At 36.4% G+C, this 18,898-nt stretch carries 8 protein-coding genes; all 8 read right to left on the bottom strand.

Going from position 1 to position 18,898, the window contains the following annotated elements:
* Positions 1 to 364 precede the first annotated feature (364 nt).
* On the bottom strand, positions 365 to 4,456 hold the full coding sequence (locus ABID42_RS08655; RefSeq protein ID WP_367283311.1) for a hybrid sensor histidine kinase/response regulator transcription factor: 4,092 nt from the start codon (positions 4,454 to 4,456) through the stop codon (positions 365 to 367).
* 261 nt (positions 4,457 to 4,717) lie between these two features.
* On the bottom strand, positions 4,718 to 6,400 hold the full coding sequence (locus tag ABID42_RS08650; protein WP_367283310.1) for an endo-1,4-beta-xylanase: 1,683 nt from the start codon (positions 6,398 to 6,400) through the stop codon (positions 4,718 to 4,720).
* A 29-nt stretch (positions 6,401 to 6,429) separates the two neighbouring features.
* Complete coding sequence (locus tag ABID42_RS08645; RefSeq protein ID WP_323259405.1) at positions 6,430 to 7,389, bottom strand: DUF5627 domain-containing protein; 960 nt, start codon at positions 7,387 to 7,389, stop codon at positions 6,430 to 6,432.
* 40 nt (positions 7,390 to 7,429) lie between these two features.
* Positions 7,430 to 9,220 (bottom strand): RagB/SusD family nutrient uptake outer membrane protein, encoded by a 1,791-nt coding sequence (locus tag ABID42_RS08640; RefSeq protein ID WP_367283309.1) that lies wholly within the window; start codon positions 9,218 to 9,220, stop codon positions 7,430 to 7,432.
* Between the two features lie 43 nt (positions 9,221 to 9,263).
* Entirely contained in the window at positions 9,264 to 12,233 is a 2,970-nt protein-coding gene (locus ABID42_RS08635) for a SusC/RagA family TonB-linked outer membrane protein (RefSeq protein ID WP_367283308.1), read from the bottom strand.
* Positions 12,234 to 12,345: 112 nt separating this feature from the next.
* On the bottom strand, positions 12,346 to 14,235 hold the full coding sequence (locus ABID42_RS08630) for a RagB/SusD family nutrient uptake outer membrane protein (RefSeq protein ID WP_367283307.1): 1,890 nt from the start codon (positions 14,233 to 14,235) through the stop codon (positions 12,346 to 12,348).
* Between the two features lie 11 nt (positions 14,236 to 14,246).
* Entirely contained in the window at positions 14,247 to 17,396 is a 3,150-nt protein-coding gene (locus tag ABID42_RS08625) for a SusC/RagA family TonB-linked outer membrane protein (RefSeq protein WP_323259413.1), read from the bottom strand.
* A 661-nt stretch (positions 17,397 to 18,057) separates the two neighbouring features.
* Positions 18,058 to 18,897 (bottom strand): sialate O-acetylesterase, encoded by an 840-nt coding sequence (locus tag ABID42_RS08620; RefSeq protein WP_435521472.1) that lies wholly within the window; start codon positions 18,895 to 18,897, stop codon positions 18,058 to 18,060.
* Between the last annotated feature and the right edge of the window lies 1 nt (position 18,898).

Raw genomic sequence — 18,898 nt, 5'->3', positions numbered from 1 at the left:
GGGCAAACTTTAATAGTTTTTGCACTTTCAATTACATAGACTTCAAATTTTCGTTTTACCCTACCTTGCATTTAAAGTTTTTTTAAAATAAAATATAAGGATAGTTCAATATTTGACAATTGTGTATTAAAAATGTTGTATTATTTCTGTAAATATCACTTTACTAGCTGTTTAATACAAAATTTTAAATGTTTTTTAAATCAATAGAAAATAAGCTTCTTGTGAAGTATTTAGATAATCTGGAGTTCTAAGTAAATATTATTAGGAATAAATTAAAATAGAAAACCCATTGATTGAAGATAAATTTGAGCTATCAACTAAATTTATCTTCAATCAATGGGTTTGTTTTAATTCTACACAAACCTCAAACAACAGCACTTTTATTAAGCGCCACGTATTCGGATGGTGATACATTATACTTTGCTTTAAAGGCTCTGGCAAAGTAATTTGGATTGGAGAATCCTACCGAGTAAGCAATTTGCGAAATTTTCATATCGTTCTTTTGCAAAAGCGAAAGCGCTTTTTTCAATTTCAAGGACCTTACGTATTCAACGGGCGTTTCACCTGTAAAACTTAATACTTTTACATAAAGTGTTCCTCGACTCACAAACATGGCTTTACTTAATTCCTCAATCGAAAGATTAGGATTCTCAATATGCTCTTCTACATAACGAGAAAACTTCAGTAAGAATTTTTCATCTTCTGAAACTACTTCCGTTTCTGGCGTCTCAACTTGTATGTGCTTGCTGTATGTGTTTTTCAACAAACTGTTTAAACTCAATAAGTTTTCTATTTTGATACTTAATAAATGAAAACTGAATGGCTTAGTTAAATAGTCACTAGCACCTGATTCTAAACCTTTTAGCTGGTCATTTTCTTCCGATAAAACTGTCAGCATAATAACAGGAATGTGCTTGGTTCGGTTATCGGTTTTAATTTTACGCACCATTTCTATTCCATCAATTCCGGGCATATTGACGTCGCTGATGATTACCTGAGGATGACAAGCCAATGCTTTTTGCCAGCCTTGTCTGCCGTCTGAGGCTTCTATAATTTTATATTTTGTCTTCAAACTTTCAACTAAATAAGCTCGTAAATCGTCATCATCATCTACAATCAATACAACAGGCATTTCCATTTTTGGTGGCTCGTTTTTAGCGAAGCTTTCAATAGGATTTGATTCTTCATTGATGATTATTTGTGGTGTTGTTTGTTGGAAAGTAATCGGAAGTAATGGTAATGAAATCATAAAAGCACTTCCTACTCCTTCTTCACTTTCTACTTTTATAGTTCCTCCATGCAACTTGACAAATTCTTGCGCAATCGACAACCCTATTCCACTTCCTTGATTTAATATGTCAGCATTGTTATTTACTTGAAAAAATCTTTCAAAAATCTTATCGGTCATTTCTGTCGGTAACCCAATGCCCGTATCACGAAGAATTAATCTGACACCAGTATCGCCATCAGCAGCAATCTGAAAGCTTACATTTCCGCCATCATTGGTAAATTTTATGGCATTAGAGAGTAAATTAATCAAAATCCGCTCTAATTTGTCTTTATCAAAAGTGGTTTGGTAATAACTATAAGCACTTACAAAATGAAGATTTATCCTTTTTCTTACGGCGATATATTTGAAAGAATCTACAATTTCTTGAGAAAACGAAACCAAATCACCTTCAGTTTTATGAAGGTTTAATTCATTGGCTTCAATTCTTCTAAAGTCAAGTAATTGGTTTACTAAGTTTAAAAGTCTTTTGGCATTTCTACTTATCAAATTAAGCATCTCCAATTTTTCAGTACTATTTTCTTGAAACATCAGGTTTTCAATCGGATTCAATACCAGCGTTAATGGCGTTTTTAATTCATGACTCAGGTTCGTCAAGAATTTAACTTTGATTTTCTCCAATTCCATTTTTTGCTCTGCATCGTGTCGCTCTTTTTCAATTAAATGTTTCATTTCCAATCGCTCTTGTGTTCTGGAAAATTCATTTTTCAGCTTTTGAATAGAACTTCTTCTGATAGCCCAAACAGCGCCAACAATCAATAAAAAATAAAAGAAATAAGCGTAATAAGTACGCCAAAATGGGGGTTTCACAATTATATTAATCACCTTTTCGGGTGTTTGCCAAGAACCGTCTTCGCTGTAGGCTTTAAGTCTAAATGTGTATTCTCCTGGATCTAAATTGGTATAAACAGCTGTATTTGCCGTTCCTGCATGATTCCATTCTTTATCAAATCCTTCTAATTTATAAGAATATCTGTTTTCATGCGGAACAGTATAATTTAATGCCATAAAATCTAGCGAAAAGTTCTGTTTATAGCTCAAAACCATTTCTTTTGCTATCGAAATATGTTCTGTTATTTCGGCATTTTCAGAAGCATTTACTTGTTTATTATTGATTTTTAAGCTCGTAATTACAAGTGGTGGCACATTCTTTTTTTGAAAAATATTGGCAGATTTAAAATAATTAAACCCGTCTAGCCCACCAAAAAATAAGGTTCCGTCAGAGGTTCTCAAGCCTGAGCCAACATTAAAAGTACTTTGCTGCACGCCATTATAATAGGTAAAATTTCTAAATACTTTTTTGTGTGGGTCAAAAGAACTAATTCCTTTATTGGTACTAATCCATATTTTCCCGTTTTCGTCTTCTAAAATTTTATAAACTACATTGTTTGATAATGAATAATTTTCATCAAATCGTTCAAAAGAATTTGTACTAACTTTATACAAGCACAGTCCACCGCCCAAAGAACCAATCCATATTCTACCTGCATGGTCACAAAAAATACTCTGTATTTTGTCTATCGGAAGCCCACTATTACCATGATTAAATACCTGAAAACGTTTCTGTGCTGGATAATACACGGCTATACCAGTACCGTTTGAGCCAATCCAGAAATTCCCCAACTTGTCTTGTTCGATACTTGTAATGAAACCGTTTAATGGAAATTTTTGTCCTGAAGCCAATTGAAAAATCTTTTCCTCCGACTCTATGGAATTGCTAGCAGGATCATACCGATGAACACCACTTCCATTCGTTCCCATCCAGACTTTCCCATTTAAATCTGTTTTGAAACAATTTACAGGTGAATCAGCAGCATCGGTTTTACTTTTAGGAATATGAAAGTACCTCGAAGCACCTGTAGTCATATTAATATTATATAACCCAGCCTGATAAGTACCAATCCAGAGTATTCCTTTCGAAGATTCTAAAGCAATTACTGAGGAAACGTTTGCCTTTTGTTCTTTTAGTCGATAAGGTTTTATCTGACCCGTTTTACGATTAAACAAATTCAGCCCTGTTCCTTCTGTTCCGACGAATATATCACCCGAAGGGCTTTCACCAAATGCCATTACTGAGCTACCAGTCAATCCATTAGGATCGTATGAATTATATTTTTTATGGTTAAAAAAAGTCAAATTAGTATCATACTTATTTACTCCTCCTTGATGAACCGCAAACCAATATATACCAGCATCATCGATGTAAATATCTCTAACCGAACGCCCACTAGTACTTGGTACAAAACCGTTTTGTTCTAACAATGAGCTTTTTACTCTGGTAGCTTTACCTGTTTGTGGATTAAAAATATCAATGCTCCCGTCTGAACCAACCCAAAGTTGCCCAGTTTTATCAAATAATACTTTATAGATATGATTACTCGATAGCGTATTTACATCATTAGCATCAGATTTATAACAGGTAAAACTAGCCTTTGCAACATCCATTACATTGAGCCCGCCTTTGATAGTACCAATCCAAAGTTTACCTTTTTTGTCCTCGGCAATACTATTAATTAGGTTGGATGAAATAGCATTAGGACGATTTGAGTCGCTCAGAAATCTAGTGAATTGCCCTTTGGAGGGATTATAAAGATGTAAACCATTGTCAGTTCCAACCCAAATATTGTTGCTACTATCTTCAAAAATACAAAGAACTGTGTTCGAATTTAAGCTATATTTTTGGGCAGTATTTGCTTTAAAAGCTTTAACTTTTTTGGTCACTGGGTCAAAAACAAACAAGCCAGAGTAAGTCCCAACCCAAATTTTACCGGAATGGTCGGCACACAAACTGATAATCCATCCAAACTTAGTAAAGTCATAGTTAATAAAAGAATCCAAATTCAGGTTATAAACAGACAAAGTAAAATTGGTCGCTAACCACATGTTACCTACTTTATCTTGTGTCATTGCTGTTACTGGACCTCTTCCAATACTGGTGCTGTCATTATCTTTATGGTAATATGCAACAAAATTTTGTCCATCAAATCTATTGAGCCCATCTTCTGTACCAAACCACATAAAACCATTTTTATCTTTAATAATGGCATTAATAGAATTGGAGGACAGTCCATTTTTACTACTTAAATTAATGAATTTATATTCCTTTTGTTGCCCAATAATACAATGAGCAACTAAAAAAGTGATGACTAAAAAGTAAAGCTTTTTCATTTTCCTAGACTTTAACCTAACAACTATTGGTTTGGCGTACAAAATCATATCCATCCCCTAATCCAAACTATATGCTTTAGAATAAATTTACAACCCTATCAAATTTATTTCTAAAAGCCAAAAATATCTTTATCTTTCAATATTTGTACTAAAGTAGCTTTTATTCTTAAATCTACCTCAACCCTTTTATTGAAGCAAATCCCCCATCATCGTTAGATGTGGGGGATTGCAAATTCACCAAAGTGATTTTCATCTAAAATGCTATTTCATATTTGCTTTAATAGATTCTGCTACATACGAATAGGCTACTTTTCTTACATATTGCTGTGTCCAGAGACCAATTGGGTCATCAGCTCTCCAACTTGAATTAGCTGGGCTATCCAACGGACTCCATAAAGTGATACCATATCTTTGAGCAGCAGGAATAAGCTCAAAATATTTGTCAATAACATATTTATACATCTCAGCTTGTTCTTTATATTGTTCCTGAGTAGCATTTGCTGTTTTTACACCTCCTAAACCAATATCCAATTCCGAAATTTTAATCAATTTACCAGTCGCAGCTAATAATTTAAACATCTCTGCAATCTTGGCTTTATCCGATTTAATATCAATGTGCATTTGTGTTCCAATACCATCAACCTTCGCTCCTTTTCCTTCGATATAACTTGTATAGGCAATAAGTCCACGACATTTATCCAGACTGTATTCCAGATTATAATCATTGATGAAAAGTATGTCTCCAGCATTACCATACTTTCTAGCTAATTGAAAAGCAGTTACGGCATAATCTTTACCCATATAATCTTGCCAGTAAAATTCATCAGCAACTAAAGTTCTGCCTACTCCTGTTTTAAGTTCGTAAGGCTTGCCATCGTCCATTGGTTCGTTTACAACATCCCATGCTTTTACATAAGGCTTACTTACTGCCAACATTCCTGACATCCATTTGTCCAAAGCACTGGTAATGAGTGTGTTCTTTTGCTCAGCAGTTTTTTCTTTTGTTTGAATACTTCCTGTAGCATTATACTTTGTTAAAGTGATATTATCAAAATAAAAATTAGTGGCCGTTTTACCTAGATTAAACGCAATTGCACCACAAGTAGCCATATCGGCAGTAACTGTAATCTCTTTGGTATAAGTAGTCCAAGTTGAAGTCGCCGAAATAGCTCCAAAAAAGTCCCAGTGTTTGTATGCACCAGGCGTTACATGTGCCTGAGTTGGGTAAGTTGCAGGAACATCTGCCTTCACATCCATTTTAAGTATGTATTTTTCTCCTAAAACAGCTGCTGGAGCAAATTTTAAGAAAAATTGAGCTTCCCAATCATTGGCACGAACACTTGCATTGGTGATTTTCAATGCTCTTCCAACTCCGTTGGCTCCACCGCCCATTGCAGTGTAAGATATTACTGCATTAGCATTACTTTGAAAATTAGTGGCTGCATCACTTTCAAAATCAGCAGCGGTAATTAAATCCCAACCAGGACCTGTTGATGACAAGATATCAGGTGCAATTATCTTTTTCAAATAAGTGGCATTCTGATTAGCATGCCAACATAAAGTATGCCCATACACTGAAATATTGTTTTCTTTTGCTGCCGCTAATAATTTGCCAACGTTATCTAGCGCTAGGCTACCATCGGCTTGTACTACTGCACCATGCTTCATTTCATAACCCAAAGCTATTTCGTCGAAGTTTTTATTGGCAAGTCGGTACATTACTCCCTTATTGACATAATCATTAAGAGACAGAGCAACTCCAAATTTAAAATTAGGATGAGCACTGCGATTGATGTAAGATTTTAATGCGGGATAAGCATCAATATCTTCCTGAAGCGCAATGCTTTCAGGCTTTTGCACATCGAACTCCAGTGGCTCATAAGTGCTACACGAAGTCGCCAAAAGGGAGGTCAGACCAAGTGCAATTTTATATAATTTATTCATAAAATAACGGTTCTAATTTAGACAAATCATTACTTTGCCACTGGCGAAAAGGTTTCCATTGTTACTGTACGATCACGCATAACGAGGGTATCTGAAGTAGAAATTTTCATTCCCGAAACATTTACTTCGTATTTCAAATACAGTGCATCTCTGTCTTTGTTTCCCCAGCTATTTTTCTCTCCTTTTTTCACAAAAGCACCACTTCCTGTTGCGGTATAACCACTTGTTGCTGAAGCAATAGTACATTTTCCATCGCCTTCAAACTTTAGTGAAAGTGTCACAGATACATTTTTGTTGTCTTTGTCTTTGAATACTACAGGAAATTCTAGCTCGCTTAATGACTTCGTAGTAAGTTTATTTACTTCGTCACTTTCCACATATTTTGCATGACGCACCACCGTTTGATTAACAGTACCCGTTACAACGTCCTTTCCACGTCTGAGGTAATTTCCATGCCAAGGATTTACATATTTGATAGCATACAAAACAAAGTGTTTGCCATAAAGTATTGAATCAGCATCTGTTACACTTGTCATCGTTAAAGGAATGACATAAGTGTTTTTGATTGATTTCGGGTCAGCAAAAAAAGCGTCCGTTAATTGTACATCTACTCCACCTGCAAGCGTTCCTTTAGGGATAATAATTTTATCTGAACCTAAAGTGAAATAATTACTAGGCATCGGAAGTACTTCATCTTTCCCTGCTCCGAATAGTAAACCATTTTTCAGCAATGAATTATCAACCGCAACTTTGATAGATACATCTTTTCTACTTTCGTAAACGCCCCCAGTTGTGGCATAAATCTGGCATTTATGGGCATTATCCAAATCTGTATTCACATAAGTATCTTCGCCCAAAGTAATTGTTCTTACAGGGTACTGATAAGCGAAATATACAGTTTGGTATTTGAAATCTGGGAACTCATTTTCCGTATTGCAGGAGGCTAGTCCAATCAGAATCAATAGCGACATTAAAACTAAGTTCTTCATAAATATTAAATTTTGTCAATAATAAAATTATAGCTGATTATTAATTCCACCCTTCATTTTGTTCAAGTGCAGGGAACTTCAAGATTTCCGAATAAGGAATTGGTCCGTATTTCATATAGCTCTGGAATACTCTGTCTTGTACAGCAGGAAGTAAGGTATAAACACCATTTTGGATGCTTACTCCTTTGGCTGGTTCAGTTAGTTCAGCGTTCCAGCGACGTAAATCCCAAAATCTAAATCCTTCAAAACAAAGTTCTAAGCGACGTTCATTGCGAATTAATGTACGCATCATGTCTTTATTACCTTTTGCACTTTCCAGATAAGCATCGTTGTTGCTTGTACCAATGCCAGCTCTTCTTCGGATGGCTCTGATGATATCATAAGCTGAGTAAGCATTTGTACTCGTACCTGTAGGTCCCCAAGCCTCATTAGCAGCTTCTGCATAAGCCAAAGCAATTTCTGTATAGCGAATATGCGGTTTATAATGACGCTGATTGGTAGAAGATGTAGGATTTAGGTTTACATCTTGACGCAACAGTTTTCGCAAATAATAACCCGTTCTTGTAGATGTTGCCACTTTATTAAGCGCATCATTGGTTGTACCATTAGCAGTGGTATTGATGGCTGTATTATTTACACCAGCGGTTGTACCATTCACAAGCACAAACATTTTCAAACGTGGGTCACGATTAGTATATGGGTCGGCTGTATTGTAGCCACTGTTTGAGTTATTAATCGGATACCCATTTAGCATTGGAAACGCATCTACAAGGTTTTGAGTAGGGTTAATACGTCCGTTACCAAATAATGTTGGTGGAAAATTAGCTTGTTCTAAATCTCTATTTTCTCCCCAGTTATTACGCCACAATATTTCAGGTGGATTAGCTCCGTCCTTAATATTTGCAATCTCAGCAGTATTAGCATACCAAGTAAGACCACTCGCTGCATTACTTGTTACAGCGTTCAACCCTCCATTCAAATTCAATACATTGGCAGCGTAGTTGGCGGCATCTGTCCATTTATTTGTATTTCCATTATTATAGGCTGGGCTGGCAGCCAGTAATGCAGCTTGCGCTCTTACTGCTTTAGCAATACGACCCGTAAACAAACCGCTGAAAGTAACCCCGAATGCACGGTTATACTGTTCAAGCGTTACTTGCCCGTACTTTGCTGGTATCAGAGATTCTTGCCCTAATGAAAAATTCTGATAGTCTAAAGGAAGCTTGACATCAGCACTGTCTAAATCCTGATAAATTTGTTTCATACAATCATCAAAAGAAGCTCTTGGAAGATTATAATTATCAGAAGTTGTCTGTGGTTTCAATAAAATAGGTACTCCAAGCATTGTTCCGCTTACTCCTTTACCTGCATGTGTTAGTAAAAGATGGTACATCAATAAAGCACGAAGCCCATAAGCTTCTCCTTTAATTCTAGTCGTAAACAATCTATTAGCCACTGGGTCTGTTACCCATTGAACTTTGTTTACTTCTCCAAGCATGATGTTCAAGTATTGAATTCCTGCAAAACAATTTGTCCATTGATTAGCTGGATTATTGTTGGCTGTCCATTGACCTGTTGCCATTTTTAGATAGCCATTGTCTTGGTCATTACTTACAGCATCATCAGTTGCCACGTCATTGAAAGACCATGAATTTGTTGGCACTCTGTTATAGCCATTGAGTAAGATACCGAATGGAAATCTTGAGTCACTTGGTAAATAAGCACTAGGATCTAACTGTCTGTTATTTTCAATAGCAGGTTCTATTAGGTCTTCGCATCCGGTCAGCAATACAGCAGCGCAAACCAGTAGTTTTAATATTCCTTTATTCATATAAAACATAGTATAATATTCAAAATATGATATTTTCAAAAACTTAGAAAAGGGCTTTTACGCCTAAATTGAACAAACGTGTTTGTGGTGCTGCTCCAACATTAAGTTGAAGGTCCATGATTTCACGATTATCTGAAACGGTTAGCAGGTTAAAACCATTGACATAAACGCCAAGTTCACGTACAAAAGATTTCATCTTTAATACATCTGTTAAATCATAAGTAATCTGTACTTTAGTCAAGTCAAAACGATTTGTTTTATAAATCCAGAAATCAGAAGAACGGAAATTATTATCGCTGTTCAACGTTGTCAGTCTTGGATATTTAGCCGTTTGTTTTGTTTCTTCTGTCCATCTGTCTCTAACTACTTCAGAATATTTATCTTCGCCATCCACCCAGAAGTATGAGCTACGACGCATATCATTGCCACCAAAACGACCCACTCCCACTGCTAAAAAAGTAAGTTTTCTCCACTGGGCAGTAAGGTTTACGCCTAGAGTAAGCGGAGCACCAAACCAACCACCTTTTCCTAAAAACACTTCGTCTTGGCCATTGATAATGCCATCACCATTTTGGTCTTTGTATTTAATATCTCCAGGTTTTACTTGTCCGAATGTTTGCGATGGAGAATTTACAATATCTGCTTGGTCTTGGAATAGTCCTAAACTTTGTAATCCCCACATAGCATCAAGTGGTTTTCCTTGACGGTTTTGATAATCATCTTCATATAGTTCGGCTCTTTTAATAGCAGTGGTTTGATAATATGTACCATTCACGCCCAATGTCCAATTTACTTCACCATATTTTTTATTTAGTGTAGCTCCGAAGTCAAAACCAACACGCTTGTCTTCATTGTAGTTTACATAAGGAATAAAAGAAGAAACAGGGAAACCAGTTGTAAAATAACTTGGGAATAAAACAGACGCCTGAATGATATTTCCTGAAATTTTATTCACAAAGAATGTTCCGTTTACTATTAATAATCTTTTGAAAAACGAACCTTCAAACCCTATATTAATTTCTTCTCTTTTAGGGAATGTCATATTAGGGTTATCTCCTCTTCTTGATTCAGTGGCTTGAATACCTGTACCATCTTTCCAACCATACCATGAACCAGCACCCGTGTAAACACCTTGGTATAAATAGTAATTTGGAATATCCAAATCTGTATGTAAAATGCTAGCAGAAGCTGTCAATTTCAAATCGTCAACTACGTTAGAATTTTTAAGAAAACCTTCTTGACTCAATCTCCAACCTAAAGAAATTGAGGGAGAAAATGCTTGACGATTACTTGGTGGAAGTTTAGCAGAATGAATGTAAGCAGTACTCAAATCCATGTAATATTTATGCTTGTAGTTATAGCTTGCTAAAAATCCTAAATTGGCGTTGCTCGTTTTGTGGTAAATCGCAGATTCTGATTGTTGAAAACCATTCGCTAATAAAATAGCAGATAAATGATGGTTTTCATTATAGGTTCTGTCATAATTTAACTGTCCTGAAAATGCAATCGTTTGGCGATATTTGTTTCCAGATACGTTCTGAGTGCCAGATTTTGCATCTTGGTTATAAACAGCAAGGCTACTGATTAAGTCGGTTCCACTGTATTTATTCCAAGTAGGCGAATAAGTAGCATAAGAATAATTATATGCCAATGTATATTCAGTAGCATAGTCAACCGCAAAATTAGATTTGAAACTCAAGCCTTTCAAAACATTTTTGAGGTCGGCTTTAATTCCTGTATTAAATTGGAATTGGCGGTTAGCATACTGGTTATTACCGCCAGAATAAATGGTTGCAATTGGATTCGTTTGGTCTAACTGAGTACCTCCAAGTAAATATTGTCCATCGATAATATTATTACTATTTTGAATTAAAAGCTGTGAAACTGCATCTTCTTTTTCAATCATGCTAAGTGGAATTAGTGGAGCAAAACGGTTCGGACGAACAGTTGTTGCGCTATTCCAAAAGTTAGCATTTACTCCACGACCAGTATAAAAAATAGCCGTAGCATCAGCATTCAAGCTTATGAACTCATTCAAATTGACATCAATATTTCCACGGAAATTAAGGCGATCTGAATTATTGTAGGTTTTTGCTTCTCCAAAATTCAAAAGTGAGCCAGACGTTGCAAATCCTAAATTGGTATAATACTTTACTCTTTCATTTCCTCCAGAAATTTCAGCCGTAGCATCATAACTGCCATAAGCACTTTTAAGGTATTCTTGTGAGTAAAAATCTATATTAGGATAACGGTATTTGTTGATTCCTGAAGCATGATTATAAATATCGGATTCTGAATATAAGTTCGTCAATCCATCATTTCTGCGTGCTTCATTATACAAAGTCATGTACTCTGCCGAACCCAAATATTTAGGATAAGCTCTAGGAACATTTACACCACTGTTTACTCTAAGGTCAAATCTACTTTTGCCCGCTACACCTCTTTTCGTAATTACATTCACTACTCCTTTTGCTGCACGGCTACCGTATAATGCCACAGCGTTTGCTCCTTTCAAAAACACAATTTGTTCAATTTCAGTTGGCATTACGTTGCCTGTCTCACGAGGAACACCATCTATCATAAACATATAACTTCCCATTCCCCAGTTACTATTTCCATTAAATCCGGGGATGAAAGACTCCATACCGTCTAGTGTGTACGTAAAGTAATTTTTTTTCAAAAGTTCCTTCACATTTACAGAAGATATCCCACCAAGTAAATCTTGTTTATCGACATTGCGGAAAGCAAGACTTACTTGTTCTTGGTTTTCCTCTGGTGCAATGATGATTTCACCAATTTGTTGGTTTGCAGTAATGTATTTTGTTTGAAAACCTTTTGCAGTAATTGATAACACCTCATTTTTAGGAATTTCAATGCTGAAAGTACCCAAAGCATCTGTGGTAACAGCTTTTCCGATTTCGTCAGAGCTACTTACGATAGCCCCAACAACGGGTTGTTTGTTCGAGCCAACCACGGTGGCTTTCATGTTAATCGTCGAGGTATTCTGTGCCATTATAGTAGCTTTTGAAAAAGCCAGCAATGCACATAAAACCATAATTATTTTTATAAACTTCATTTCTTGTTCGTTTATCTATTGATTATCTCATTATATGATTTGCCTCCCATTACCAGCCAGGATTCTGAGAAAATTCCAGATACAAATTCACGTCATTCACCTTCAATGGTAACCAGTTATGTTTTGCAGTAAATTTGCGTTCTAAAATGACAGACTCTCTGATGTTCAAAACTCTGTTTTCTTTAGGGTCTTTTGCTGGATCAATTGCTGTGGCTCTATCAAATTCAATTGATTTTTTTAGCGTATAAGGATTTTTAGAAATCATCAACCAACGACGGAGGTCATTGAAACGATGTCCTTCAAAAGAAAGCTCAACAGCACGTTCACGTCTTAATTCTTCCATGTAAACATCCAAAGAACCCAAGAACTTGGCATCTACATGCCCCACTCCTGCTCTATCTCTAATGACGTTGATGGCATCTACTGAAGTTTTAGAATAAGTTCCAGCTTTGCCCATCGCCGAACCATAGCCTTGTGCAGCAGCTTCAGCGTACATCAAATAAATATCCGCTAAACGCATATATGGTAAGTGAATGTTGAGACTTTTATCATAGCCATATCCTTGGTCATACTTGTTTACTGTTCTTGGAACAAACTTGAATAATAAATATCCTGTACGACTACCCGTAGCAATGTCACGATAAGAACCTCCTGTATGTAAATTGGCATAACGGTTGTTAACCTCACTAGCATTTGGAATACTTCCTGTTACCATTCTCACACCATCGAAAATAATATCATTGTAAAAACGTGGGTCTCTGCCTTTCCAAGGATATTCTGGGTTATAACCAGATTCTGAGTCGGCTTTGGTAATGTCCTTAATTGGTAATCCGTTAGCCATTCCGTAATTGTCAACATAATTGGCTGTTGGCAAAAATTTCACATCGCCTTCACTGATAACGAGCGGGCTATATTGCTTACTTGTTCCCCAGTTTGAGCTATTCGCACCGTAATAAGGCCCACGGAAAATAGCTTCTGTTCCGCCCGGAATTTGCCAGTTCTGACCAGTCGTATAAAAGTTCGTATAATATTGTGCAAAAGGAATCAAGCGGTAAGGAGCTTCGCCACTTTCACATAAATTGAGCAATTCAGCAAAGGCTTCAGCAGCTTTTTTGCAATATTCAGCATTGTAAGCAGTACTTCCACCTGAGACTGAATTCATCAATGGACTACCTGCCCAAAGATAATTTTTACCCAAATAGCCAAGTGCCATAATCTTGTTGATACGCAAGGTATTTTTACCCAATGTTCTTTTACCTGCCGTTGTGTTGTCCCAGTTAGTTGGTAATAAATTAGCAGCTTCTCTAAAATCTGCTGCGGCTTTATCGGCACACTCGCTGTATTTAAGACGTGGCAAAGTCAATTTTTGGTCTCCGGGTAATACTTTATCAATATATGGAAGTCCTCCAAAATATTGCATAAACATAAAGTGGTACCATCCTCTGAAAAACAACAATTGACCTTTGATTAAGTCTTTTTCTTCTTGCGTGGCATCAGTCAATTTATCAATATTTTCCAAACCCAAATTAGCCTTACGGATACCATACCAACCTAGTCCCCAAAGTGATTTCGTAAAACGGTCATCGTTGGTTTGGTTATTGTTACGGTCCATCCAACCAGCTTGCCAGCCGTCAAAATTGCGTTGCCAGCCCCAAAAATCACCATTATCGATTTTTACACCAAAGTGAAAATTCTGAGCCGTAGATTGTATCTCATCTTCTCCCCAGTTCCAAGAGTTAGTCCAATAACCATTAGAAAAATCTGGAATTGTATGGTAGAGTTCTTCGGTAAAGCCCTGAAAATTTACAAAGTTTTTAAAGGCGTCTTTTTCAGATACCAGAGATTGAGGATCACGATCCAAAAAATCTGAACATGAAGTAACGCCAAAAGTCATAGAACAAACTACAGCTACACACAAAAGTTTTATGCTCTTTTTCATGATTTTGTTAATTAGAAAGTAATGTTTAAACCCAAGTTATATCTCTTTACTGTAGGATAAGCTCCTTGTGAAGCCCAACCAGTACCAGCAAAATTCGACTCCCTGTCATCTGGCATTTTGCTCCAAGCAAGCAGGTTGTTACCGTTCAGATAGATTCTCAGACTGCTAAGTCCTAATTTCCTACTAAGTTCTGGGGTTAATGTGTATGCTATTTCAGCATTTTTTAATCTTACATAAGAGCCATCGTACATATACTGAGTACCTCTATAATCTCCAAAAGGAGTTGATAACCAACGTGGAATAGGCGTTCCATTAGGATTTGATGGCGACCAGTATGCTCCTTCTTGATAAACCGTATGGCTCTGCGAACTTAAACTTGTAAAAACTACTTGACGAGTAGCATTATTTACTGCATAAAACTGTACAAAAGCTGATAATCCCTTCCAGTCTAAACCAATAGTTGCATTGTAGGTATTTTGTGGCCAACCAGTATGTCCGTAAGGAATTCTATCTTGTGTATCAATCACTCCGTCTCCATTATAATCAACCAAGTAGTAATTGCCTAATAGTTTTTGGTTGTCGTTTACGTTGTGCATCGCACTTCCATACAACTGATCCCAGCTATTATACAGCCCTTTACTTACAAATGAATAAGCTTGGTCAATTTGCATTCCTTCTGGTTTCTGATAATCTGGAAGCAATTCTGGCGTGGCACGTTCTAAAATTTTGTTTTGAGTATGGGTCATGTTAAGGTCTGCCCACAAACGGAACTTCCCTACATTTTTATTCAAATGAAGCTCTAACTCATAACCACTTGCTTTAACAGCACCTAAGTTGGCTACTGGCGGAGATGCTCCAAAATAACTTGGAACATCTGCTCTTCCTGTCAACAAAATTTTACTTCTGTTATCCTGAAAAAAGTCAGCTTTACCTTTTACAAAACCTCTGAAAAGTTCAAAGTCTAAACCCAAATTGAATTTCTCTGATTGCTCCCATTGTACGGTTGGGTTACCTACTGTAGCTTGCGAATACCAAGTATATGGGCTTTGTTCAGCACCTTCACCAGTTACTCCCAATCTTGACCTTCCACCATAAGCCCATTGTTCTAAGTATGGCCATCTTACGCCTAGATTATCAAAACCTGTTTGTCCGTAAGACATACGAAGTTTCATCGAATTGACAAATTTCACCGAATTCATGAATTTTTCATTCGATATAACCCAGTTAGCTCCTCCAGAAGAGAAAAAGGCAAAACGGTAATCTTTCGCAAATTGTTCAGAACCATTATAAGCTCCGTTGTACTCAACAGTGTACTTGTTATTGAATGTATAAGTAGTTCTAAATACCCAGTCTTCTCTGTAAGAAGGTATCGTACTACCACTCGCAAACACGTTTCTGTTTGTTAAACCCATCAAGGTTATGTTATGTAAACCTGCAATGGTTTTATTATAATTAAGTTGTAATTGATAAAACAAACGACGTTGACTTGCTCCGATACTTCCTGCTGCTGGCGCCCACTTGATTCCTTCTTGAAAATCAAAGCCAGTAATACCATCAACAGCTTGTTGGAAGGTTTCAACACCTGTTTCAGGATTTACCCACTTACGTTGAGTACCATTGTAGAGGTCATTCACTCCACGGTCTGATTCTACAAAAGTGTTATCTAAAGAGATTGTCCCTGTAGCTCTCAGTCCTTTCACAAGCATATCCAAATCTTGATCTAAAGTAAAATCTGTCGTTATACGAGCAGTAGTTTGATATTGCAAACCGCCAATGGCAAGGCTCAATGCCGAGTTTTCTGCTCTTGCTTGGTTAGGTGCGTAAAAACCCCATGAACCATCTGTGTATTTTGGTAAAAACAAATCGGGAGCGGCACTGTAGGCATCAATCCACGGACCATATTGACTTCCAGAGAATCCCCAAGGACTTTTTCTTACTCCATAAGAACCCGAAAGGTTAGTTTTAAAGAGCGTACTTGGTGTTAATTGAAAGTCTAAATTACTACGAACATTCAAACGGTTGAAACCAAAACCTTGCTGATAGCCTCTTTTATTGTCATAGATTTTGAACAAATCGGCTTCTTGTAGGAAATCTGCACTGGTGAAGTATTTCACTAGATTGGTACCACCGCTAATGTTCAAATTGGCATTGTTTGAAATGGCATAATCGTTGAACAATGCTTTTTCCCAGTCAACATTAGGATAGCGTTCTGCTTCTGCTAAATCAGCTGGATTACGATACTTGTTAAGAATATCCTGAGGCAAGTAATCTCTCCATCCTTCAGGTCTTGTCACAAGTTCGTATTCGATTGCCTCATTCCTAATTCTTAAAGCATCATAAGAATCATACTTTTGAGGTAATTTAGAAGGCGCTTTTACGATAGTGTTTATTGTCGCTCTGATAGAAGCTTTACCTGTTTTACCACGTTTGGTCGTAATCAAAATTACACCATTCGCACCTCTTGAACCAAAAACCGCTGTTGCCGAAGCATCTTTCAAAACAGTAACTGTTTCTACTGAACTAATATCCACACTGGTCATCGGGCGTTCTACACCATCCACTAAAATGAGCGGTTCTGAGTTATTCCAAGAACTACGTCCACGAATAAGAATCTGAGGATCTTCTGCACCGGGAAGACCAGTACTCGCATTGGTAATTAAGCCCGGTACATTTCCAGTCAATGCCGCACCAATACTTGAAACACCTCCTGCACGTTCTAGTTCTTTACCAGTAGTTTGGGTAACAGAAGCAACAACCCCTTCTTTCTTTTGCTTCCCGTAGCCTACCACTACCACTTCATCTAAAGCAGATTGGAATTCCTCCAACACGACATCAATGCTTGTTTTGTTTCCCACTAAAATCTCTTGTGTTTTGTAACCAACTGAGCTAAAAATCAAGATTGATTTTGATGAACAAGCAATTGAAAATACTCCATCTTTACTCGCACTAACTCCACGGTTAGTTCCCTTGACACTAACGGTTGCCCCAGGGATTCCTTCTCCTGAAGCAGACTTAACAGTCCCTTTCACTGTTTGAGCTTTTAACGAAAAGCCCGAAAACCCAATCAAAAGCGACACACACCATACAACCAAGTATAGTTTTTTTCGAGTGATTGAAATAGTTAGGTTGAATTGTTTCATAGGTAAATAAATATGATTCATTTAATAAATAATATGAAATTACTTTTGCAAAGTAAGTTGATGGCTAAAAAATAGAGTAGCACTAATCACTAAATATCTATTACAAATGTTCAGTAATCTTGGAAAGTGTCTATTTAACACCATTATTGTTAAATAAAACAGCCTCTATAGAACACTTTTGCTAAAATCATCAATAATTCATGTTAAAAAAGGATAGATATCTATACGTCTAATATCATAACTTTCTCTTTATTTAGAATTAATTTTGGTTGCCTAACAATAAAGAAATTTGTTATTTGAACGTTATTTTTTGTCTTATTTTCTAAGCAATTAAAGCGAAGAATTCGACCTAAAAAGATGGTACAATGAGCATCATTTTTTTACTTCTCAGCAGCAAGTCTCCAATAGTTTAGAACTCATTTAATTATATTTTGGAGTTTATAAAATCAAGATTTCTGGGATTATCAATCGAAAAGAAAACAACTAGAAATATCAGAAGAGAGTAATCAATGCGTTCCATTCTTAAAGAGTTATCATAGCAAAATTTGAATATCTTAAACAACTCAATCATAAGGATTTTAAAATAAACTAAATAAAAAAATCCAACCAGATACTGGATGGATTTTGTTGGATATATATCAAAAACCTATTATCGATCGATGTCTGATAATAGGTTTTCAAGTTAAAATCCCATCAGCGAAAGCATCTTTTCAGCATAACGTTTGCCTAATTCACGATAACCTGCTGCATCAAAATGGAGGTTATCGGCTGCATCAGTACAACCACTTGATGAAATGACATGTGCATTTTTGATGGTTTCTGGTAAAGTGGCTATAATTTTATTCATGCTTGCACAAATACCTCCTTGGTCAGCATTTACAGTTTCTCCAGCTAATAAAGGTACTTTTTTAGGTTTCAGATGAAGGTCTTTCATTAGATTGCCATAGACTAATTTAACCTTTTTAGTCCACAGTGAATCATTAGTATTAGATTCTCCTTGGTGCAACAAAATGCCTTTAATCACGCCATCTTTCTGTGCAATTTTTGCCATTTCTACCAATCGACCATAAGGATTTCCATCATACTCTTTCACCATATTTTTCAACCAATTTGGTGACTTCTCTACATACGATTCATAGTTATCTTTATCGAATAACTCAATTTTACAGCCTCCAATCGAAACATTAATAACGCCTACTCTAGCATTTTCAGGAAGTTTAGCAAGCATGGCTCTTCCAAAATAGTCAACAGGGGAAAGTCCTGTACGACAACGACATAAAGGCGGTACAGCCGTGTACCAATTGCCTTTACTTCTTCCTAAATTGGGGCAATCTACAGCTTCTAATACTTGAAATCGGCTATCAACATTTATAGTATCTTGAGCTTCAAATTTGGCATTTCCTTCCATGTTGGATTGCCCAAAACTAAGAAAAATATAAAAGTTTTTGTCTTGTGAAAAAGCTTTAAAACTTGTAACCAATAGACCAATTATTATTAAAAAATATACTCTTTTCATTGCCATT

Source organism: Arcicella rosea (assembly GCF_040543805.1).
In the GTDB taxonomy this organism is placed as follows: domain Bacteria; phylum Bacteroidota; class Bacteroidia; order Cytophagales; family Spirosomataceae; genus Arcicella; species Arcicella rosea.
The sequence above is the reverse complement of the archived record's forward strand: the minus strand, read 5'-3'. Positions and strand labels throughout refer to the sequence as shown.